Origin of the sequence: Actinomycetospora endophytica, assembly GCF_021026375.1 — a bacterium.
GTDB lineage: Bacteria > Actinomycetota > Actinomycetes > Mycobacteriales > Pseudonocardiaceae > Actinomycetospora > Actinomycetospora endophytica.
Genome location: NZ_JAJNDB010000001.1, coordinates 152538 through 172800 on the forward strand (window position 1 = coordinate 152538; position 20263 = coordinate 172800).

Annotated in this window: 20 protein-coding genes and 1 pseudogene; 7 read left to right on the top strand and 14 right to left on the bottom strand. The window is 70.8% G+C overall.

Going from position 1 to position 20263, the window contains the following annotated elements:
- The first annotated feature begins 180 nt into the window (after nucleotides 1–180).
- Nucleotides 181–504, top strand: a complete 324-nt coding sequence (locus LQ327_RS00745; RefSeq protein ID WP_230729610.1) for a PEP-utilizing enzyme — start codon at nucleotides 181–183, stop codon at nucleotides 502–504.
- A 59-nt stretch (nucleotides 505–563) separates the two neighbouring features.
- Here the strand turns inward: LQ327_RS00745 and LQ327_RS00750 are convergent, their stop codons facing one another.
- The 6 genes from LQ327_RS00750 to LQ327_RS00775 are packed head-to-tail and all read right to left on the bottom strand — an operon-like array spanning nucleotide 564 to nucleotide 6719.
- Nucleotides 564–1319 (bottom strand): SDR family NAD(P)-dependent oxidoreductase, encoded by a 756-nt coding sequence (locus tag LQ327_RS00750; protein ID WP_230729611.1) that lies wholly within the window; start codon nucleotides 1317–1319, stop codon nucleotides 564–566.
- Nucleotides 1320–1336: 17 nt separating this feature from the next.
- Nucleotides 1337–2311, bottom strand: a complete 975-nt coding sequence (locus LQ327_RS00755) for a transketolase family protein (RefSeq protein ID WP_230729612.1) — start codon at nucleotides 2309–2311, stop codon at nucleotides 1337–1339.
- Nucleotides 2308–3153, bottom strand: a complete 846-nt coding sequence (locus tag LQ327_RS00760) for a transketolase (RefSeq protein WP_230729613.1) — start codon at nucleotides 3151–3153, stop codon at nucleotides 2308–2310. Before LQ327_RS00760 ends, LQ327_RS00755 begins: the two co-directional genes overlap by 4 nt.
- Entirely contained in the window at nucleotides 3150–4439 is a 1290-nt protein-coding gene (locus tag LQ327_RS00765; RefSeq protein WP_230729614.1) for a four-carbon acid sugar kinase family protein, read from the bottom strand. Before LQ327_RS00765 ends, LQ327_RS00760 begins: the two co-directional genes overlap by 4 nt.
- Nucleotides 4439–5668, bottom strand: coding sequence for a RuBisCO large subunit C-terminal-like domain-containing protein (locus LQ327_RS00770; protein ID WP_230729615.1), 1230 nt, complete (start codon nucleotides 5666–5668; stop codon nucleotides 4439–4441). The genes LQ327_RS00765 and LQ327_RS00770 overlap by 1 nt, the downstream gene beginning before the upstream one ends.
- Entirely contained in the window at nucleotides 5661–6719 is a 1059-nt protein-coding gene (locus tag LQ327_RS00775; RefSeq protein WP_230729616.1) for a zinc-dependent alcohol dehydrogenase, read from the bottom strand. The genes LQ327_RS00770 and LQ327_RS00775 overlap by 8 nt, the downstream gene beginning before the upstream one ends.
- 72 nt (nucleotides 6720–6791) lie before the next feature.
- Between LQ327_RS00775 and LQ327_RS00780 the strand changes: the two genes are divergently transcribed.
- The 3 genes from LQ327_RS00780 to LQ327_RS00790 all read left to right on the top strand — a co-directional run bounded on the left by LQ327_RS00780 (nucleotide 6792) and on the right by LQ327_RS00790 (nucleotide 9673).
- The gene (locus tag LQ327_RS00780) at nucleotides 6792–7823 is read left to right on the top strand and encodes a zinc-dependent alcohol dehydrogenase (RefSeq protein ID WP_230732903.1); all 1032 of its coding nucleotides are present in this window, start codon (nucleotides 6792–6794) and stop codon (nucleotides 7821–7823) included.
- A gap of 294 nt (nucleotides 7824–8117) precedes the next feature.
- Complete coding sequence (locus LQ327_RS00785; protein WP_230729617.1) at nucleotides 8118–8903, top strand: alpha/beta fold hydrolase; 786 nt, start codon at nucleotides 8118–8120, stop codon at nucleotides 8901–8903.
- Nucleotides 8900–9673 carry an SDR family oxidoreductase gene (locus tag LQ327_RS00790; RefSeq protein WP_230729618.1) on the top strand — a complete coding sequence of 258 codons (774 nt, stop codon included), beginning with the start codon at nucleotides 8900–8902 and terminating at the stop codon, nucleotides 9671–9673. Before LQ327_RS00785 ends, LQ327_RS00790 begins: the two co-directional genes overlap by 4 nt.
- A 40-nt stretch (nucleotides 9674–9713) precedes the next feature.
- On the opposite strand, the gene LQ327_RS00795 is transcribed toward LQ327_RS00790, so the two are convergent.
- The gene (locus LQ327_RS00795; RefSeq protein ID WP_230729619.1) at nucleotides 9714–11369 is read right to left on the bottom strand and encodes a CocE/NonD family hydrolase; all 1656 of its coding nucleotides are present in this window, start codon (nucleotides 11367–11369) and stop codon (nucleotides 9714–9716) included.
- Between the two features lie 76 nt (nucleotides 11370–11445).
- On the opposite strand from LQ327_RS00795, the gene LQ327_RS00800 reads away from it, so the two are divergent.
- Nucleotides 11446–12105: a TetR/AcrR family transcriptional regulator gene (locus LQ327_RS00800; RefSeq protein WP_230729620.1), complete on the top strand. Its 660-nt coding sequence runs from the start codon at nucleotides 11446–11448 to the stop codon at nucleotides 12103–12105.
- Nucleotides 12106–12131: 26 nt separating this feature from the next.
- Here the strand turns inward: LQ327_RS00800 and LQ327_RS00805 are convergent, their stop codons facing one another.
- A complete protein-coding gene (locus tag LQ327_RS00805; RefSeq protein ID WP_230729621.1) occupies nucleotides 12132–12782 on the bottom strand; it encodes a cysteine dioxygenase in 651 nt (216 codons plus the stop codon).
- Nucleotides 12783–13059: 277 nt separating this feature from the next.
- Between LQ327_RS00805 and LQ327_RS00810 the strand changes: the two are divergent.
- Nucleotides 13060–13246, top strand: a pseudogene (locus tag LQ327_RS00810) (LLM class F420-dependent oxidoreductase); the annotation flags it as partial.
- Between the two features lie 43 nt (nucleotides 13247–13289).
- Here the strand turns inward: LQ327_RS00810 and LQ327_RS00815 are convergent.
- From LQ327_RS00815 to LQ327_RS00840, 6 genes are all read right to left on the bottom strand, one after another.
- Entirely contained in the window at nucleotides 13290–13691 is a 402-nt protein-coding gene (locus LQ327_RS00815; protein WP_230729622.1) for a DUF732 domain-containing protein, read from the bottom strand.
- 96 nt (nucleotides 13692–13787) lie between these two features.
- On the bottom strand, nucleotides 13788–14246 hold the full coding sequence (locus tag LQ327_RS00820; RefSeq protein ID WP_230729623.1) for a hypothetical protein: 459 nt from the start codon (nucleotides 14244–14246) through the stop codon (nucleotides 13788–13790).
- Between the two features lie 5 nt (nucleotides 14247–14251).
- On the bottom strand, nucleotides 14252–14812 hold the full coding sequence (locus tag LQ327_RS00825) for a hypothetical protein (protein WP_230729624.1): 561 nt from the start codon (nucleotides 14810–14812) through the stop codon (nucleotides 14252–14254).
- A complete protein-coding gene (locus LQ327_RS00830) occupies nucleotides 14809–17814 on the bottom strand; it encodes a hypothetical protein (RefSeq protein ID WP_230729625.1) in 3006 nt (1001 codons plus the stop codon). The genes LQ327_RS00825 and LQ327_RS00830 overlap by 4 nt, the downstream gene beginning before the upstream one ends.
- Before the next feature lie 76 nt (nucleotides 17815–17890).
- On the bottom strand, nucleotides 17891–18145 hold the full coding sequence (locus LQ327_RS00835) for a hypothetical protein (protein ID WP_230729626.1): 255 nt from the start codon (nucleotides 18143–18145) through the stop codon (nucleotides 17891–17893).
- Nucleotides 18146–18169: 24 nt separating this feature from the next.
- Nucleotides 18170–19537 (bottom strand): hypothetical protein, encoded by a 1368-nt coding sequence (locus LQ327_RS00840; RefSeq protein ID WP_230729627.1) that lies wholly within the window; start codon nucleotides 19535–19537, stop codon nucleotides 18170–18172.
- A 107-nt stretch (nucleotides 19538–19644) separates the two neighbouring features.
- Here LQ327_RS00840 and LQ327_RS00845 point away from each other — a divergent pair, with 107 nt between their 5' ends.
- The gene (locus LQ327_RS00845) at nucleotides 19645–19908 is read left to right on the top strand and encodes a hypothetical protein (protein WP_230729628.1); all 264 of its coding nucleotides are present in this window, start codon (nucleotides 19645–19647) and stop codon (nucleotides 19906–19908) included.
- The last annotated feature ends 355 nt before the right edge of the window (nucleotides 19909–20263 follow it).

Below are 20263 nucleotides of genomic sequence, written 5' to 3' on the forward strand. Positions count from 1 at the left end.
TCATCGGTGGCGGGTTAAAGGCTCGACAATTGCTGCGCGAGCGTCCCGTGCGGCCCTACCCGCCGCCGGTGGCCGGGTTCAGGGCGTGACAGGAGGAAGCGAGCGGTGCCAGACCTCGGCGATCGAGGTGGCGATGGCTCGGACCCGCTCCGGCCTGGGTGTCCGTTCCGGAAGACCGATGTGGACGTAGGCCATCTGTTCGACCATCGAGCCCAGGCATTCGGCGAGCAGCTCGAAGTCGGTCTCGCCGATCGCCCCGGCGCGGTGCCGGGCCCCGGCGACATCCTCGTCGCCCCGATCACCGACCCGTCCTGGACCCCGCTGTTCGTGGCCGCCTCGGCCGTCGTCGTCGACGTGGGCGCACCGTTCTCCCACGCCGCCATCGTCAGCCGTGAGCTCGGGATCCCCTGCGTGGTGTCGGCGACCGACGCCACGAGCCGGATCACCGACGGCGCCACGATCGAGGTCGACGGCACCGCCGCGACCGTCACGATCGTCGGCTGATCAGCTGACGATCACGCCGAGGCCGTCACGAGACGGGCGAAGTGCTCGGGCCGGGGGGCTCAATGGATGTGCGAGCCGCCGTTGACGTCGTAGGTGGCGCCGGTGATGTAGCCGGCGCCCTCGCGGCAGAGAAAGACGATCACGTCGGCGACGTCGGAGACCTGGCCGAAGCGCCCGACCGGGGTCGCCGCCCGCAGCGCGTCCCCGCGCTCGCCCGCCAGGGCGTCCCCGGTGATGTCGGTGTCGATCAGGCCGGGGGCGACGGCGTTGACGGTCACCCCGGTCGGGCCGACCTCACGGGCGAGAGCACGGGCGAACCCGAGCTGGGCGGCCTTCGCCGCGGAGTAGCCGACCCCGCCGAACACCCCGCCCCCGCGCTCGGCCGAGACCGAGGACAGGAACACCACGCGACCGAACCCCCGCTCCATCATGCCCGGCAGCAGTCGGCGGGTGATCGCGAACGCTCCCCCGACATTGACGTCGAACAACCGGTCCCACTCCTCGTCGGTGACCTCGAGGAACGGGGTCGGCGAGGTGATCCCGGCGTTGTTGATCAGTGCCCCGACCGGCGGCAGCTCGGCGTCCACGTGAGCCAGGGCCGCGTCGAGGGACGCCGGGTCGGTGACGTCGGCCGCCAGCCCGAGCGCGCTCACGCCGTGGGCCGCGGCGACCTCCTCGGCCGTACCCACGGCCCCGTCCAGGTCGAGCGCGGCGACGTGCCACCCGGCCGCGGCCAGGGCGTGCGCGGTCGCGCGACCGATGCCGCGTCGGGAGCCGGCGCCGGTGACGACGGCGGTCATCTCGGGCAGGGACACGGTGTCCTCCTCCTCGGTCAGGCCAGCTCGGCGCGGATGCGGGCGACCAGGGCGTCGGTGGACAGGCCGTAGCGCTCGTGCAGGGTCGGCAGCGCCCCGGCGGCGAGGAACTGGTCGGGCAGCGCGACCTGGCCGAAGCGGGCGGCCACCCCGGCGAGGGCGAGGGTCGAGCCGACGGCCTCGCCGAGCCCGCCGATGACGGTGTGGTTCTCGCAGGTCAGCACGAGCCGGTCGGTGCCGGCGGCGGCGAGGATCGCGTCCTGGTCCAGGGGCTTGATCGTCGGAACGTGGAGGACGGCGACGTCGACGTGGTCGGCTTCGAGACGTGCGGCGGCCTGCAGCGCCCGCATCGTCATGAGCCCGGTGGAGATGAGCACGACGTCACGGCCGCCGCGCAGCTCGGCGGCCCGCCCGAGCTCGAAGCGGTAGTCGTACTCGTCGAGGACGGTGGGCACCGCCCCGCGCAGCAGCCGCAGGTAGGTCGGGCCGTCGTGGTCGGCCAGGGCGGGGACCGCCTGCTCGAGGTCGACCGAGTCGCAGGGATCGACGATCGTCAGGTTCGGGCAGCCACGCAGGATCGCCAGGTCCTCGGTGGCCTGGTGGCTGGGCCCGTAGCCGGTGGTCAGCCCGGGGAGCCCGCCGACGACGGTGACGTTGAGGCCGGGCTCGGCGATGTCGAGGCAGAGGAAGTCGTAGGCACGCCGGCTCGCGAACACCGCGTAGGTCGTCGCGAACGGGACGAGCCCGACCTCGGCCATCCCGGCCGCCGCGCCGAGCAGGACCTGCTCGGACATCCCCATCTGGAAGAACCGGTCGGGGTGGGCTTCCCGGAAGACGTGCATGTCGGTGTACTTCGTCAGGTCCGCCGAGAGCCCCACGATCTCGGGCCGCTCCTGCGCCAGAGCAGCGAGCGCGTGGCCGAACGGGGCCTGGGTGGTCCGCTGGTCGGGGTCGGCGAACGACGCGATCATCGCCGAGGTCCTCGCGGTCATCCGGCACCTCCTGCCGAGAGTTGGTCGCGGGCGCTCTGCCACTCGTCGGCCTCGACGCGCAGGAAGTGCGACTTCTCCCGCTGCTCGAGCATCGGCACGCCGTGCCCGGGACGGGTGTCGCAGAGCAGGATCGACGGGGCGGACGGTGCCGCGGTGAGCTCGTCGAGGGCGGCGAGCAGCGCGGCGATGTCGTGACCGTCGACGCGGCGCGCGCGCCACCCGAACGCCCGCCACTTCTCGGGCAGCGGGTCCATCCCCTGGATACCGACGGTGGGACCGTCGGCCTGCAGGGCGTTGACGTCGACGACGGCGAGGACGTTGTCCAGACCGTGGTGGGCGCACGCCATGGCCGCCTCCCACGTCGAGCCCTCGTTGAGCTCGCCGTCGGAGAGCAGGTTCACGACGCGGGCCGGGTTCCCCTGGTGACGGAGGCCGAGAGCCATGCCGGTCGCCACTCCCAGCCCGTGGCCGAGCGACCCGCCGGAGATCTCCATTCCGGGGGTGTAGGAGGCCATCGCCGACATCGGCAGGCGGGAACCGTCGGACCCGTAGGTCTCCAGCTCCTCGACCCCGACGATGCCCGCCTCGGCGAAGGCGGCGTAGGCCGCGATGGCGTAGTGGCCGACCGAGAGCAGGAAGCGGTCCCGTCCGGGCCAGTCGAGCTCGTCGGGACGGAATCGCAGGACCTCCCCGAAGAGCACGGCGAGCACGTCGGCGACCCCGAGCGCCTGCCCGATGTACCCCTGTCCCTGGACCTCGCCCATGTCCAGGGCGTATCCGCGGATGCGGTGCGCGCTCGCGCGCAGGCGCGCGACGCGCTCGGAGACCGGTGCGGTGGTCATCTCGCCTCCTCGAGCCCGTCGGCGAAGCGACGGAGGATGTCGACGGGGCCGACCTGTCCACCCTTGAGCACGAGGCGGCAGCCGGCCGGCACGGCGTCGTCGTCGGTGCGGCAGATCGGGCCGACCGGGACGAACTGGTCGGTGACGCGCAGCTCCCGCACGCCGAGGGCCGCGAGCGCATGGCTGGAGGTGTCGCCGCCGCAGACCATCACGTCGCGGGTGTGGCCGTCGGTGACCGCGGCGCGCACCGCCTCGGCGAGACGCCCGCCGACCGCCCGCGGCGACACCGGACCGTCGCGCAGCCGCTCGTCCTGCGGGCCGCGAACGGTGTGGGCGACGACGTGCTCGCCGCGGCGCAGCCCGTCGACGACCCGGGAGACCCAGGCCCCGTCGTCGTCCTCCCCCGGTAGCGGGACCGCGACCTCGCACCAGCCGGCCCCGACGGCGTCGCCGATCTGGTCGCCGGTGACCGCCGAGGCCGAGGCACTGACCACGAGGACCGGACCGGTGGCCCGGGCCCCCGACGGCGGCACCGGCGCCGACCGTCCGCGCCGCCGTGCCAGCGCCGCCATCACGCCACCCGAGCCGACCACCAGCGCGGGACCGGGCCCGGGGTCGTCGAGCAGGGCGGCCGCGACGCGGTCCATGTCCTCCTCGGTCGTCGCGTCGACGACGAACGCCGGTCCGCGCCCCGTCCGCTCCTCGGCCCACCGGCGGGCGAACGAGCCGTCGGCGTGGGCGGGCAGCTGCACGGCGGGCAGATCGGGGGTCCCGGTCAGCTGCTCGCCCAGGACGCGGCGCAGGTCGGCCTCGTGCATCGGCGTCGAGGGATGGTGGGCCATCACCGGGTGGCGGTCGAGCCGGTGGACGGCGTCGCCGGAGCGGCCGAAGTGGTTGCTGAACGCGGTGTAGCGGCCGAAGTCGGGCTGCGCCGGCGCGACCGGGACGGGCCCGTGCCGGGGGAACGCCTCGGCGAGGAGCTCGATCCCGCGCCCGATGCTCCCCGTCGTCGGGGAGCTGTCGAAGGTCGAACAGACCTTGTAGAGCACGACGTCCAGGTCCGGCCGCGCCGCGATCGGGACCAGCCCGGCCCGCACCTCGGCCTCGAGCTCGGCCCCCGACAGCGAGCGGGCGGTACCCGCGATCCCGACGACGTCGGCATCCGGCAGACCCGTCGCCGGGTCCAGGACGAGAGCGGCGTCGAGGCCGTGGCGGTGGGCCCGGGCGAGGACGTCACTGGCGCCGGTGAGGTCGTCGGCGAAGAACCCGACGACGGCCGCCGCCATCAGGCCAGCGCCTTCGCGACGGCGTCATCCCGCTCGGCGAGGTCGGACAGCGGCTCGCCGCCCACCGCGGCGTCCCACGCGGCCCGCAGGCTGTGCACTCCCGCGGCCGACCCCTGGGGATGCCCGATGATGCCGCCACCGGCGAGCATGAGCAGGTCGGTGGAACCCACGGCCTGCCAGGTCGGTGCGGGAGTCCGGACGTTCTGCCCGGACGAGAGCGTCGGCAGCACCGGCGTGGTGGCACCGAGTGGAGCCTGGAGCGCCCGGATGTTGGTCGCGACCTCGTCGTCGGTCTCGGAGAACTTGCTGCCCAGCCCGCCGACGTGGAGGTGGTCGGCGCCGGCGAGCCGGGCGAGCTGCTGCCAGACGGTGTAGTCGACACCGAGCCCTGGATGCCGCATCTGGGCGGCGAGCCCGGCGCGGTGGCCGTGGATCGGGACCTCCGCGAAGGTGCGAAGCCACTCCAGCGCCGGCAGCCCCATGAGCGGGATCGGCAGCATCACGGCGCGCCCACCCGCCGCGACGACGGTGTCGTGACGAGCGCGCAGGCCGGCGAGGTCACCTGCGATGTTGAACGCGTACATCGTCGGGTGGCCGGTGATCTGCTCGGCGTCGCGGATCTCCTCGGTCGCGATGCGCACCCGCGTGGCCAGCGGCAGGTACGCCGGGTCGGTCAACAGCTCGTCGTCCTTGATCAGATCGATCGCAGCCCGGGCGAGGTCGCGGACGACGCCGCGGAACTCGTCCTCGCCGAGCCCGATGTTGGGCTTGACGATCGTCCCGATCAGCGCGCCGTCCGGTTGGTCCAATGACCGTCGGGTCCCCGCGACGCCGTACGCCGGGCCGGCGTGGGCCGCGACGAACTCGGCGGGCAGTGCGAGCTCGTCGAGGCGGCACGCGGTGAGGTCGCCCAGCTCGAAGAGGTTGCCGGCCACCGCGGCGAGCAACGTCGCGATGTCGGTGCCGACGTTCTCCATCGGGAACTCGACGGCGACGCGGGCCGACCGCACGGTCGCCGGGGCGAGCCGCGACGGCAGCGACGGCAGCCCCTCGCCGGTCTCGACCAGCTCGACGACCTCGGCGCCGAACCGTTCCCGCAGCTCGTCGGTCTCGCCGGGCACGGCGGTGAACGTGCCGCTCGACTGCTCGCCGGCGAACCCGGCCGCCGAGCGGGCGGGGTCGGCGGACTCGATGGCGTAGACGCCGGTGATGCGCCGCGGATCACGCATCGGGGCTCCCCGGGGTCGTGGCGACCGGCGAGCCGTCGGGACGCACCAGCAACTTGATGACGTCGCTCGGCCGTCCGGCCACGGCGTCGGTGAGGTGACCGACGACGCCGTCGAGCCCGCCGCCGTCGGTGACCAGGCCGGCCAGGTCGCGCCATGACCGTTCCAGGGCGGCGACGGCGGCCGCGAAGTCGGCGGCGGTGTAGACGGTGGAGCCGGTCAGCGTCTTCTCGTCCTGCTGGAGGCCCACGACGTCGAACTCCACCCGCCCGCCGAACAGGCCGACCTCCACCACCGTGCCGCGCGGGCGCAGCAGGGCGATCGCCTGGTCCAGCACCCCTGGCGCGGTGGTGGCGACGTAGACGACGTCGAGGGTGCCGGACCGTCCGTCGAACGCGCCCGCCGTCGTGGGGTCGACGACGACGGCCCCGAGCCGGGCGCAGGTGTCCCGCGCGAGTCGGCGGGGGTCGGTGGCGAGCACGCCGGCCGCGCCACCGGCGACGGCGAGGTGGACGAGCAGGGCGCCGATCGGCCCGCCGCCGAGGACCGCGACCTCGCGGTCGCGCGGGTCGGGGCCGCGCCGGACGGCGTGCTCGGCGACCGCGAGCGGCTCGGCCAGGGCGAGGAGCCCGTCGGGGACCGACCCGTCGACCGGGTACAGGCAGGCCAGCGGGGCGGTGACGTACTCGGCGAGGGTTCCGGGCCAGGCGGGCATCCCGAGCATGAGCCGATCGCGGCAGAGGTGGGGCAGCGGCTCCGGGGTCTCGGTGCAGGGCCCGCACCTGCCGCATGCCCGCTGCGGTTCCAGCGCGACGACCCGACCCCGCCAGGCGTCGTCGACCCCCTCGCCGACCGCGACGACGGCGCCCCCGCCCTCGTGCCCGGTGATCAGCGGCGGCACCCGGAACGGGTGCACGCCCTTCAGCGCGGTGACGTCGGACCCGCAGACACCCGCCGAGGTGACGGCGACCAGCACCTCGCCGGGGGTCGGGGAGGGCGCCGGGGCGTCCACGACGCGCGCGAGGTGCTCGGCGGTGAACTCCAGCGCCCTCATGCACGGCCCCTCTGCCGGTCTAGCGTCCCGACGGTCCCGGCACGCTACGCAGAAGGAGGCCCCGTGCGGGCGATGGTGAAACCCGGCCCCTGCCCGGGAGTCGAGGTTCGGGCCGTCGACGAACCGGCAACGGGTCGCGACGACGTGCTCCTGCGGATCGATGCCGCGTCGGTGTGCGGCACCGACCGCGAGCTGCTCGAGTGGACCCCGTCGGCGGCGGCGTTCGGGCTGCGCTTCCCCGTGGTGATGGGGCACGAGGCGGCCGGCACCGTGATCGAGACCGGGCCGGACGTCGCCGGGCTGCGCCCCGGCGACCGTGTCGCCCTGGAGAGCCACCTGGCCTGCGGGGTCTGTCACCCGTGCCGCACCGGCGACGGCCACAACTGCGCCGCCCTCGGCATCCTGGGCATGCACCTCGACGGGGTGTTCGCCGAGCGGGTCGCGGTCCCCGAACGCCTCTGCTACCCGCTGCCCGACGGGATCGGTCCGGAGGTCGGCGCACTGCTCGAACCCGCCGGCGTCGCCTGGCACGCCGTCGACCGCAGTGAGAAGGCGGTGGCCGGCGGCACGGTCCTGGTCTCCGGGTGCGGGCCGGTCGGTCTGGTCATCGTGCAGCTCTCGCTGCTGCTGGGGGCGACGACGGTGCTCGCGGTCGAGCCCAATCCCTACCGCCGCAGGCTCGCGGCGAGCCTCGGCGCGACCGCGGTCGCGCCGGACACCGACGTCGTCGACCTCGCCCGCACCGCGACCGGCGCGCGGGGCGGCGTGGACGTCGCATTCGAGGTCAGCGCCGCGCCCGGTGTCCTGCCGGTCCTGTTCGAGGCGGTGCGCCGCGAGGGCACCGTCGTGACGATCGGACATCCCGCCGACCCCGCAGAGATCGACATCGCCGCCCACGTCAACAAGAAGGGCGTCACGCTGCGCGGTGTGTTCGGGCGCCGGCTCTGGGACACCTGGGAACACATGACGGCGCTGGTGTCGGCCGGGCGCCTGGATCTGTCCTGGCTCATCACCCACCGACTGCCGCTCGAGGCGCTGCCCGACGCCGTCGAGCTGCTCGGCGGCGATGCCGCGAAGATTCTCCTACTGCCCGATGAGGCGTGACCCAATCCGATCGAGGGTATGACCCCTTCGATGCGTGTGACGCGGTTCACCCCGGCGGCAGGACGGTGGGCGCAGCATGGTGGCGCGATACCGACTACCCCGTGACGCAGATCAACGTGGTCCGCTGGACCTCGGCGCCTTCATCCTCGGGCTCGGGCCCGTGTCGGACATCACTGTCGAGTCCCGTCAGGAGCAGCCGTGAGCATCAGGCGACCGGAAGACTTCACCCACCGCGAGCAGCAGCTTCCGGGAGTGAAACTGCACTACGTCAGAGAAGGGTCAGGGCCGCCTCTGGTGCTGCTCCACGGCTGGCCGGGCTTCTGGTGGGAGTGGTACAAGGTCATCGGCGATCTGGCCTCGAACTACGACGTGATCGTCCCCGACCTGCGCGGCTACGGGGACTCCGAGAAGCCCGACCTCGACGACCCCTCGCTCTACAGTGCCGAGCACGCCATCGACGACATCGACGCCCTGTGCGACGCCCTCGGCATCGAGCAGGCCTACTTCGTCGGCCACGACTGGTCGGCGATCCTCATGCACAAGTTCGTCCGCAAGTACCGGCACCGCGTCATCAAAGGTATGACGTTCGATCCCATCACCCCGGACTTCGGCCCGTTCTACCTCGGCTTTCCGCACATGGCTGAGTCCTGGTACTCCCAGTTCCACCAGACCGACATGTCCGTCGAACTGGTGACCTCCAGCCGCGAGGCCTGCGCGATCTACTTCCGCCACTTCTTCGACCACTGGGCCTACGCCGCCCCGTTGCTGTCGGAGGAGGAGGAAGAGGTGTACCTCGACACGTTCATGAAGCAGGACAACGTCCGCGGCGGCTTCAACTGGTACCGGGCCAACCTCTCGGTGACCAGCGCCCCGTTCTCGCCGCTCGACAATCACGTCAGCGACGTCCCGATCACGTTCATCCAGGGCATGGGCGACCCGGTCGTGCCGCCGTCGGTCGCCAACCACGTCACCAAGTACTACAACAACTACACCGTGGAGTACGTCCCCGACTGCGGGCACTACGCCATGGTCGAGAAGCCCGACCTCGTCATCGACCGGATCCGCCGGAACTTCACATGAGCGCGGACATGTTCCGGTTGGACGGCCGGTCGGTGCTGGTCACGGGGGCGGGCAGCGGGATCGGCCAGCGACTGGCGGCGGGTCTCGCCGACCAGGGAGCCGCCGTCTCGATCGTCGACCTACCCACGCAGTCCGACGGAGTCGCCACCACCGTCGCCGGGATCGAGGAGCTCGGGGGACGGGCCGTCTCCATCCCGGCGGACGTGACCGACCCGGAGTCGGTGGAGGATGCCGTCGCGAGGCACGAGGCGGAGTTCGGCGGCATCGACCTGGCCGTCAACTGCGCGGGGGTCAACCACGGCGGCGCCGCCGAGGATCTGGACCCCGCCCAGTGGCGTCGGGTGATCGACGTGAACCTCAACGGTGTCTTCTACTGTTGCCAGTCGCAGGGTCGACGGATGCTCGCGGCCGGGCGGGGTTCGATCGTCAACATCGCGTCGATGTCCGCGACGATCGTCAATCGGGGTCTGTGGCAGGCGCACTACAACTCGTCGAAAGCCGGCGTGAAGCACCTGACGTCGACACTCGCCATGGAATGGGCCCGTCGTGGTGTCCGCGTCAATTCGCTGAGCCCCGGCTACATCATGACGCCGATGATCAGCGGCCCGGAATGGGCGGACAAGGTCGCCGGATTCCGCGACCAGACCCCGATGGAGCGGCTGGGCACCCCGGACGACCTCGTCGGTCCGACCGTCTTCCTGCTCAGCGACGCCGCGGCCTACGTCACCGGCACCGACCTGCTGGTGGAAGGGGGCTTCACCAGTTGGTGATGCCCGCGTCGGCGGGGCGGCGGTTTGGGCTCCGGGTCCGTCACCGCCACGGGGCGAGCGGGATGGTCAGGGTGCTGTCGTGCTCGCCGCCGGTGTGCAGCACGCAGGTGCCGCGGGCGCTGGGCCGGTAGCCGGCGGGGAAGTGACCGGTGAGGGGGTTGCGGGCCTGCAGCCACAGCCCTCGCAGGTCGAGGCGCAGCACGTCACCGGCTCGGAACAGCGTGGCCGAGGGCAGCAGCGCGATCTCGACCGGCACGATCTCCCCCGGCTCGAGGGGCTCCTCCTCGGTGTGGGTGTGCACCGGTCGACCGGGCTCGGACAAGGTCGGATCGAGGCGGCGGTGTGAGGCGCGGAGCATGCCGTGGGTGACCATGTCGCCGCGGAACCCGTAGGAGCCCTCGAACCCGACCTCCCGCCCGTCGCGTTCCTTGGTCACGCCGAGGAACAACGACACGTCGCCGCCCCGGGGCAGCGACACCCACAGCCGGGCGCTCATCGGGCCGACGAGTTCGGCGTCGGTCTCGACCTGCCGGCAGAACGACAACCCGTCGCCACGCGTCCGCCACGACACCTCGGAGAGCTCGGCCGCCGGGGCGTCGGCCAGGGTGCGGAGTCCGGGGTCGAGGTGCAGCTCGCGCCAGGTGGTTCCGGGCGGGGGCCAGTCCGCGACCTGGTGCACCGAGGCCACCGTGTCGGCGTCGTCGCGGACCTCCACGCGCACGCGGGGACGCTCGCGGATTCCGGTGTCCTCGTCGCGCAGGAAGTGGTCGAAGAACTGGGCCTGCACCGCGAGCGCCTCGGGTGAGTAGTACGTGGCCCACTTGGGTCCGCGGTGGGTGTAGAGCCACTTGTGCTCCGAGGAGATGCGTCGGAAACCCTCGAACGACCCGCGCGAGTGCAGGTTGTGATCGGAGAAGCTCCCGCACACCAGGGCCGGTACGTCGATCTTCTCGATGTCGCGGGCGCGCGCCTCCCACCAGGCGTCGCGCAGCGGCCGGTGCTTCTGCTCGTCGCGGAACGTCACCGGTTTGCCGCTGGCCAGGCGCAGCATTGTGGTCCACATGATCACGAAGCCGTCCTCACGGACGCCTCCGGGCCGGGCGAGGTCGCGGTAGGCGTCGGTGAACCCCTCCCACGGGCAGATCGCGGCGAGGTGCGGCGGTCGTTCGGCGGCGACCGCCCACTGCGAGATCGCCAGGTAGGACACCCCGGTCATCCCGACGCGGCCGGTGCTCCAGGGCTGGACTGCGGCCCACTCGACGAGGTCGTGCCCGTCGCGGCCCTCCTGCTCGGAGAACAGCTCCCCTTCACCGCCCGAGTGGCCCCATCCGCGCAGGTCGGCGTTGATCACGGCATATCCGCGTGCCACCCAGTGGGCCGGGTCGGGGGCCTCCCAACTGGTCCACGCCGAGTGCGAGATCGGCTCGCTCTGGGTGAGGACCCGGTACTGGCGGGGGATGCCGTAGCCGTGACGGCGTCGCGGTGGGGTGTTGTCCTTGCCGTAGGGGTGCGCGCACAGCAGCACCGCCACCGGCTCGTCGGCCGCGGGCCGGAACACGTCGACCCGCAGCACCACGCCGTCGCGCATCGGCACCGCGACATCGCGCTCGACGAGCACACCCTCGCCGGGCGGCTCGGTGATGGTGACCAGGGGACGCACCCGCCGCGCGAGACGGTCCCGTACCAGGTGAGCCATGATCTCCTCCTCTGAGCTTGTGGTTTAGAATATGACTCTAAACCTCGGTGCGTAGCCGGCGAGAAGGGCTGAACGGGTGGCGACACGGCAGAAGCGGGTCGGCGAGGCGAGCCGGGCGGCCACCCGACGGCGGCTCGTCGACGCCGCCGCGCAGGAGTTCCGTGAGGGCGGATACACCGCGACCACGATCAGCGCCCTCGCCCGCCGCGCCGGGGTGTCGGTGCAGACCCTCTACCTGGCCGTCGGCGGGAAACCGGCGCTGCTCCGCGCGGTGTTCGAGCAGGCCCTCGCCCCGTCGGACGCGACCGAGGGCACACCTAGCGGCTCCGACAACGAGGGCTACCGACAGCAGCTGCGCTCGCATGCCGCCGAGGCACATCGAGGTTCCGACGACCCCCGGGCCCGGCTCCGAGGCGTCGTCCACGTCTACCGACTCCTGGCTGAGCGGGCTGCGCCCTGGTGGCGGCTCTACCGCGACGCCGCCGCCACCGAGCCCGAGATCGCCGCGGACTGGGCCGAGCTGCACCGCCTGCGCCGCGGCACCCTCGCCGCCCTGCTCGAGGACATCCCCGACGACGCCCTGCGGCCCGGGTTGGGCCGCGACGCCGCCGTCGACACCTTCTGGGCCATCGCCTCCCCCGAGACCTACGACCTGCTCGTCGACCGGCTCGGATACACCCTCGAGCGCTACGAGGACTGGCTCACCGAGACCCTGAGCGCCGCTGTCCTGGCCTGACCCCACCCGACCGAGCAGGGCGCCGACTACTCCGGCGGCACGCCGGCCGGGACGAGCTCGGAGCGGGTGCGACGAAGAGTGTCGCCGTCGACCTCGTAGTAGGACATCGTCGAGAGCGGCGGCGAGTAGGCATGGACGCTGACGGCGGAATCCAGGCCGCGGTTGGAGACGTCGTGGACGTGGCCCAGGGCGAACGCGGCGCCCCGGTCGGTCCGGAGCAGGCGATGGCGGAGGCCCGGACCGACGTTCCCCGGCGGACCGGGCGCGGCGAGGACCGGCGAGGCCGACCCGCCGTCGGTGGTGTCGTCGGTGCGCTCGACCCGGCGACGGCTCCAGCGCCATTCGGTGAGCTCACCCCGGACGACGGTGAGGGCACCGAGTGAACCGCCGTGATCGTGCAGCTCGGCCGCCTGGGTGGGAGCCCAACCGATGAGCCAGACGTCGAGATAGGCATCGGCGTGCAGGCGCTGCGACCAGCGTGATGTCGCGTCGACGGTCGCGGTGTGCCGGCCCGACCTGACCTCCTCGGCGAGGGCGCGGGTCAGGGCGGTGAGGTCGGCCAGGCTGACCGGCGTGGGCCCGTCGCGCCAGCGGCGACGGCCTGCGCCTGCGCCTGCGCCTGCGAAGGGTCCGGACGGGGACGGCGTCAGATGGGGACGGGGCAGTGCGAACGACACGATGGCTCCGGGCGAATCCGGCCGCTGCCCGTGGAGTGGACAGCGGCCGACGGCACGCCGCCGGGCGCGGAGGCCGCGGACGGCGAGGGCTCGGGTGTGCCGTCAGTCCCCGTCGAAGACGTGCGCTCGCCGATGCGCCCAGAACGGGTCGAGAGCGTAGGCGATCGGCACGGTCGCATTTCACCACGGCCCGCCCTCGACGTCACGTCTCCACCCGGACGACCTCCGGCGACCGACCGGCCTGGCCACGCCGCTTCCTCCAGGCGATGCTCGGCGCCTGGGCCGCGGCCGCGGCTACGACGAGTACGGCTACGAGTTCGGCACCGCCCGTGGCCGGCCGGACGACCTCGCCGCCGCGCTGCCCCGGATCCGGTCGCCCTGGGAGCTCAACCCCGCCCCGGCCCCGCGACATACTGGTCCTGATCGGCGGGGGCAGCGAGAAGAAGACGCTGCGCTGCACCGCGGTCCAGAGCGCCCCGGAGCTGCGAGGTCGCGGTGGTGCGGACGTCAGCCGTTCTTGAGCTTGGGCAGATCGTTGGGACAGTAGATGGCGGTGGCGGCTCCGATGATGAATCCGGTGTTCTCCTGGGTCGGGCCACCGAGGGCTTCCTGCAGCTGCCCCGACAGTGCCGGCACCGTCACCCCGGAGTCCAGGGACTGACAGATCGACTGAGCCACCTGTGTACGCGTCTGCGGATCCCCGACCTGCAGACCCTTGCTGTTGAGCGCGTTGACGAAGGCGGGGTCGCGCTGTTCGGGGGTAAGGGCTGGGGCCTCCGAGGGCGAGGGGATGGTCGCCGTCGTCGATGTGGCAGCGGGCGCGGTTTGCGCCGCCGGAGGGGCCTGCTCGGCCCCGCCGCATCCTGCCGCTGCGAGACCAGCAACAGCCAGCATTCCGGCGAGCATCATCGCACTCGATCTTCCGGCGGTCCGTCTACGAGTCATTTTCATTCCGTCTCCATGAGCATGCACGAGGAAGTCTGATCGATAGATTGCCGGTCGCGTTTACAGCGCGCGTGTTCGCCAGGTCCAGCCTGAGGCGGTGACCGTGTCTCGGATCGGGTTCTTGAGCTCACGGGTATCGAACTCTCCGGTTTTGACCATCCGCAACTTGCCATTGGCATCGCGCTCGATCGTGGCACTGAAGCCCCGTTGACTGACATTCCCGCCCTGCCCGTATTGTGCGCCGCCGCTGGGCCCCTTGGATTGCCAGAGTCGGTCAAGGGCACTCACCTCGTGACGGGCTTCGTCGAATCGCATGACGATCATGTACAGGAAACTGGCCGGCTCCGTTGTTTCCCACACGGCCACGAGATCGGCACCCTCCTGCGCCCCGGAACGGATCGACCACGGGACGTCATCGCAGTCCAACGCCACGATGGCGTCGTGGAGTTGGCCGGCGGGCAGCGCCGGTACGCCCGCTTGCGGCCTCCTGGTGCCGGTCAATCGGTCGAAGAGTCCCATGTGCGCTACCTCTTCTCAGTGGAGTCGGCCTCTGCGGCCGGGTCGGGGACGACGCTGTTGACCACCGCCTGGAAGGACGAGGTGACCTGGTCGTGTTGCTCCGACGCGGCGGTCAGGACGAGTCGGACGACCGCACGCACCGAGGGTTCGGTCTGGTCGATGAAGCCGAGGTAGACCTGGTCTTGAACCAGGTCGCGCAGGACCCCGCTTGAAGCGCTCCGGAGCGCGATCCGTTGGGTGAGAGCAGGCATCGAGGCGGTCCCGAGGTGCTCGCGGTCGAGTACGAGGATGTCCTCGCAGCCCGCGCCGGCGAGGTGCTCGACCGACCTGGAGGCGATGTCCTCGAGCGCCTCGCTCGGTGCCCACCTGTCGCCGTCGATGGTGATCGTCGCTCTCACCCCACGGTCGGGTGACGGATGTCCGACGGCGAAGGAGACACCTGATGGCAACACTGCCGGGCGTTCCCATCCCTGCGGTACCTCTACGCGCACCGGCACCGGCAGGGCCGTCACCAGGACCTTGCTCACGAAATCTCCATCGATGCGTATCGGTTGTCCAGTGGTCATCTAAACACACGTGCTACTCCTTCGCGCGCTCCTTCGTACACCTCACCCACGTCCTCCGCCCGCGCGCGAATTGTCTTTCCGGATTCGTCGATTCCATGCGAGATTGCGTCTCCCGCTTCGGATGCGGTCTTATTGACTTCCTTCGGGTCGACCGAGATCTCGAATCCGAGCTTGCCGCCCACTGCTGGCGATGCGCCCGCCGAGGCCTTCAACCCGTACTTTCCGTTCTCCTGTTTTCCGAAATTGATCCCGGCTTCTGCCCCTTCCCCGACCCAGCCCTCAGCAGTCCCGGACAGTCCGATACCGCCCACGTCGGCGCCGGCGGACGCTCGCCCCTTGACGCCGGCGAACGCATTGGCCTGAAGGTCGAGGGAGCCGTCGCGACTGACCTTCGCCACCCCGGAGGCCTCCGCGCCGTCGAAACCGGACACGCGCCCGTCGAGTCCGACCGGCCCCTTGGAGATCCGCCCGGCGGCATCCACCGACTCACCGACTCTCGCTCTCGCGGTCAACCCGAGACCGGTGCTCTGCCAAGCGCCGGCTTTGGTGTCCCAGGTCTTCGCGATCCCGGAAGCCAGGCTCGCCTCCGCACCGAGCTTCGCCTCGACCTTGCCCGTTGCCGTGAGATCACCCTGCTGGACCATCCCCTCTGCGCCCAGGCTCCCGGCGTAGGCGCCTGCCTTGGGGCCGGCCAGATACCCACCCCCTTGGGCGAGGTTCCATCCAGCCTCGGCGAAGGGGCCACCCGCCCAGGCGTGACCGGCCGCAGTGATCGGCTCCCCGTTCGGGAGTCCGAATGACCCCGGGATCGTCCTGGTGCCCCCCGCCTCGGTCCCGGACTCGTCGGGACGAAGACCCGGCGTGAAGGCCGGCGCCCCGGGTGCGGACGGTGCGCCGGGAGCGGGCGGGAGGTTGGACTTGTCGTTCCCGATGTTGCGGTCGCCGAGGTTGCGGTCGCCGCGGTTCAGCGATCCCTGGTTGTCGTCACCGAGGTTGGCGATGCCGCGGTTGCGGTTGCCGACGTTGCTGTTCCCCCGGTTGTTGGTCCCTCGGTTGTCGTTACCGACGTTCGAGTTCCCGTGGTTGCGGTTTCCGGTGTTCATTGAGCCCTGGTTGTCGTCGCCGACGTTGAGGTGGCCCTGGTTGCGATTGCCGCGGTTCAGTGATCCGTGATTGTCGTCGCCTCGGTTGGCGTTCCCAACGTTGCGGTTGCCGACATTGCTGTTCCCGACATTGCGGTTGCCCCGGTTGTCGTCGCCGACATTGCTGTTCCCGGCATTGCGGTTGCCCTGGTTGTCTTCGCCGACGTTCTGGTTGCCGGTGTTGCGGTTGCCGCGATTCGCGTTGCCGTTGTTGTCGTCGCCCGTGTTGAGGTTGCCTTTGTTCCGGTTGCCGCGGTTCAGTGATCCGCGGTTGTCGTCGCCGACGTTGAGGTGGCCCTGGTTGCGATTGCCGCGGTTCAGTGATCCGTGATTGTCGTCGCCCTCGTTGGCGTTCCCGACGTTCTGATTGCCGCGATTCCGGTTGCCCTGGTTGCCCGACCCCAGGTTGTCGTCGCCCCGGTTGGCGTTGCCGCGGTTGCGGTCGCCACGGTTGTCGTCGCCGACGTTCCGGGTCCCCTGGTTACGCGAGCCGCGGTTGTCGTCACCGCGATTGTCGTCGCCGCGGTTGCGCGAGCCCGCGTTGCGCTGTCCGGTGTTGTCGTCACCGACGTTCTGATTGCCGCGATTCCGGTTGCCCTGGTTGCCCGACCCCAGGTTGTCGTCGCCCCGGTTGGCGTTGCCGCGGTTGCGGTTGCCACGGTTGTCGTCGCCGACGTTCCGGGTCCCCTGGTTACGCGAGCCGCGGTTGTCGTCGCCGCGATTGTCGTCGCCGCGGTTGCGCGAGCCCGCGTTGCGCTGTCCGGTGTTGTCGTCACCGACGTTCTGATTGCCGCGATTTCGGTTGCCCTGGTTGCCCGACCCTAGGTTGTCGTCGCCCCGGTTGGCGTTGCCGCGGTTGCGGTTGCCACGGTTGTCGTCGCCGACGTTCCGGGTCCCTTGGTCACGCGAGCCGTGGTTGTCGTCACCGCGATTCTTGTTACCAACGTTCCGATTGCCGTTGTTGTCGTCGCCGTTGTTCTTGTTGCCGGTATTCCGGTTTCCCTTGTTCTCATGGCCGTTGTTGTCATTACCCTTGTTTCCGCTCCCTGCGTTCCGACTCCCCTTATTTCCATCACCCTTGTTGCCGTCGCCCGTGTTCTTGTTGCCGACGTTCCGGTGACCTTCGTTTTCGTTTCCTTTGTTGTCGTCGCCACGATTCTTGTTTCCGGTATTACGACTTCCTTTGTTATCACTACCTTTGTTGTCGTCCCCTTTGTTCTTGTTGCCGACATTTCGGTTACCCCTGTTGTCGCTACCCTTGTTGTCGCTACCCTTGTTCTTGTTTCCTACGTTCCGACTTCCTTTATTTTCGTCGCCCTTGTTGTCGTCGCCCTTGTTTCGATTGCCACTGTTACGATTACCTTTGTTTTCGACACCTTTATTGTCGTTGCCTCGGTTCTTGTTGCCGGTATTGCGGCTTCCTTTGTTGTCGTCGCCCTTGTTGTTGTTTCCATTATTCCTTGAGCCGACGTTCCCGTTGCCCTTGTTCTCGCTGCCGCGATTGTTGTTCCCGTGATTATTGTTGCCCGTATTGCTGTTGCCGGAGTTACCGTTACCGTGGTTGTTGTATCCGACGTTGTGGTCGCCGACGTTTCCTTTTCCGACATTGCCCTTGCCCTGGTTTCCCGAGCTCTTGGTCAGCGGCGTCACGTCGATGGCGCCTTTACCGCCGGGGCCTCCGGCAGCGAAGGCGACACCGCCACCGAGCATGTTCGCCGCGAACCAGATCGCAACGATCGCCACCGTCCCCCCGATGGTCCACAAAAAGATTCTCGCGGTGATTTCAACGGCCCCGACGACGCGCGCGCCGGCTCGGCCGAGCAGGGGACTCGGTGGACATGTATCGATGCTGGAGGCCACGGCTGACTCCGGAATCTCAGTCTTGGGAGGGGTGGTGGAGATTGAGAGATGTCGCGGGTCTGACGTTCAGTGCTTCCTAGCTCGAGGAACGGCTCATCGAGGCGGGAGTGATCGGCTCCGTGGTTGCGGTGTACGGAGGCTGCGTCCGATTCCGACGCGACATCCAGTAGGCACCGGCGGCCACGGCCACCAGGAACACCAGCACCGACACCGCGATCAGTGCGTAAAAGATCGGGGATACCGAGTACGGCGCCGGGGCAGGCACGTGGTTTCCGTGCAGCAGGTTGGCGGGGGCGATGAACAGGGGGCCGTGGCCAGCGATCAGTGACATGGGTTTCCTTTCCGGGATTCGTTCTCAGGTGGCGGTCGAGGAGTGGTGCGCATTCCCACCGTGGTGACCGGTGGGGTTGGCGTGGGTCCCGGCGGAGTGGTTCTGGTCGTTGCCGGTCTTGGCGCTGCCGTGCTCACCGGCGTGCCGGTCGGTCTTGGCTGCGGAGTGGGCGCGCTGGTCGAAGGCGTGCAGGCTGGAGCGGGTACGGGAGTCCTGCCTAGAGAGCGAGCCGCCTGCCGCGCGGTTCTGAGACGAGTGATCACCGGCGAGCACGTGCTTGCTGCCCCTGTGATGGTCGTGGCGCGGGGCGGATTCGGTTCCGGCGGTCCGCCGGCTGTGCTCGTGGGTGCGGGTCTTGTCCAGGTTTCCGGTGCGGGACCCGACGTTCGTCGACTTCGCGGTCTTGGACCTGGCGGTCCTGGTCGTCGTCGCGTTCGTCCTGGCGGCGGCGCCGACGTGCCCGGAGCGCTGGTCCTGGGCGCTGCGCTGCGCGGCCTGCGTGGCCCGCTGGGCCTTCTGGTCGGCGGTGTGAGCGTTCGTGGTGGCCTTCCGGGCCTGCTTCTCGGCCCGCTCGAGGGTGCGCTGGGCGCGCTGGTGCTCGCTGGTGCTGGACGTGGTCGCGGCCAGGGCCCGGCGGGCCTGGTCGGCCTTCGCCGAGGCCGCACCGGCCCGGTCGTGGGCCTTGTTGGCGGCGGCATCGCCGGCGGTCTGGTTCTTCTTGGCGGCGGCGGCGAGCTTGGCGAGCACCGGCGCCCAGGCGCGGCGAGCCGCGTTCCGGCAGTCCTGCAGGCTGCGGTGGGCGCGCTGCTCGGCGGCCGTGCGAGTCGTGAGGGTCTGCCGGGCCTGGGCGAGCCGGTGCTCGGCGGCGCTCTGCTGAGCGCGCAGTGCCTTGTTCGGGTCGCCGTGCGGGGCGTCGTTGGCCGCGGCGGGGCGGGTGGACGCGCTGACCGAGGAGCGGACCCGGGCCAGGTCGTGCTCGGAGGCCACCACCTGTGCCTGCGCGGCGCTGGTCTTCTTGTGCGCGCCGGCCAGCGTGCGGTCCGCGGCCTGACTTTGCCGATCAGCGGTCAGACCGGCCTGCCGCAGCGCGGCCGTGCTGGTCGGGGCGCTCTTCGGGTCGGTCTTCTTGCGCTTCTTGCCGTGGGGTTCGTTGGCTGTCTTCGGCGTGATCGGGGGGCCGGAGCGGGTGGGCCGCGGAGCGGGATGGGGCGGGGCGCCGGTGGTGACACTCGCGGGCCGTGGCGGCGCCGGAGCGGCGTTGGCCACTGCCGGGGTGACGCCAGGGGTCGAGGGAGCCAGGGAGGAGATGGCGGCGGCGAGCAGGAGTCCGCCACCGAGCAGGCCGATGATCCAGAGACTGACACGCAGCGCAGGACGATCCAGCAGGGACATCAGGACTCTCCGAGGACAGGTCGTTCCGGCCGGGACCGACCGGAGACGAAGAAGCGAGTGGGGGCGGGAGACGGCGGAGCCGGGCGATGCGGAGGACGCGGAGGCTCGTGACCGAGAACGGTCAGGAGATGAGCGCCGGACGGAACGTGCTGTCCAGCGCGGCTGGCTACGACCGGCGCGGACGGTGTGTCGTCGGCGGCGGGTGCGCGCGGCAAAGTGCGCGGTCCGAGACTGACGACGATCGCGGCTCAGCGGCACATGCGACCGACGTCCCGGACCTGGTGGTGCGCGGCCTGGAGCTCACGCAGAACACCTGGTCTGGCTGCGCACCCGAACGCGATCGTGAGTCCCCAACGATCAAGCGTTCATGATGTGCGCTGGCACTGTAGGCACCTGTGGCCGAGAAGGTCAACGGATCTCCGGAACCAGTACTGAGGCGGCCGCCGGCCGCGAGCCGGGCGTCCGACCGACGGCAGCATGGGTTGAATGGCGCCGCTCCTCCGCCCGCGGGACGATCACCGCTCGGCGGTGCCTCGCTTCGAGCCCAGCAGCCGCGCGGGGTGGCGGTGGTCCGCGTGCTCGTCCTGGTCCTGACCGCGGTCCTCGCCGGCAGTATCTGCGGGTGCCCTACCCGACTCATGGCGATGACGTCGCCGGAGTGACAGCCAACGTGCAGGCCCTACGGGCACAGCGGTGGTCGACGGCCACGGACGCCCCCCGATCTCA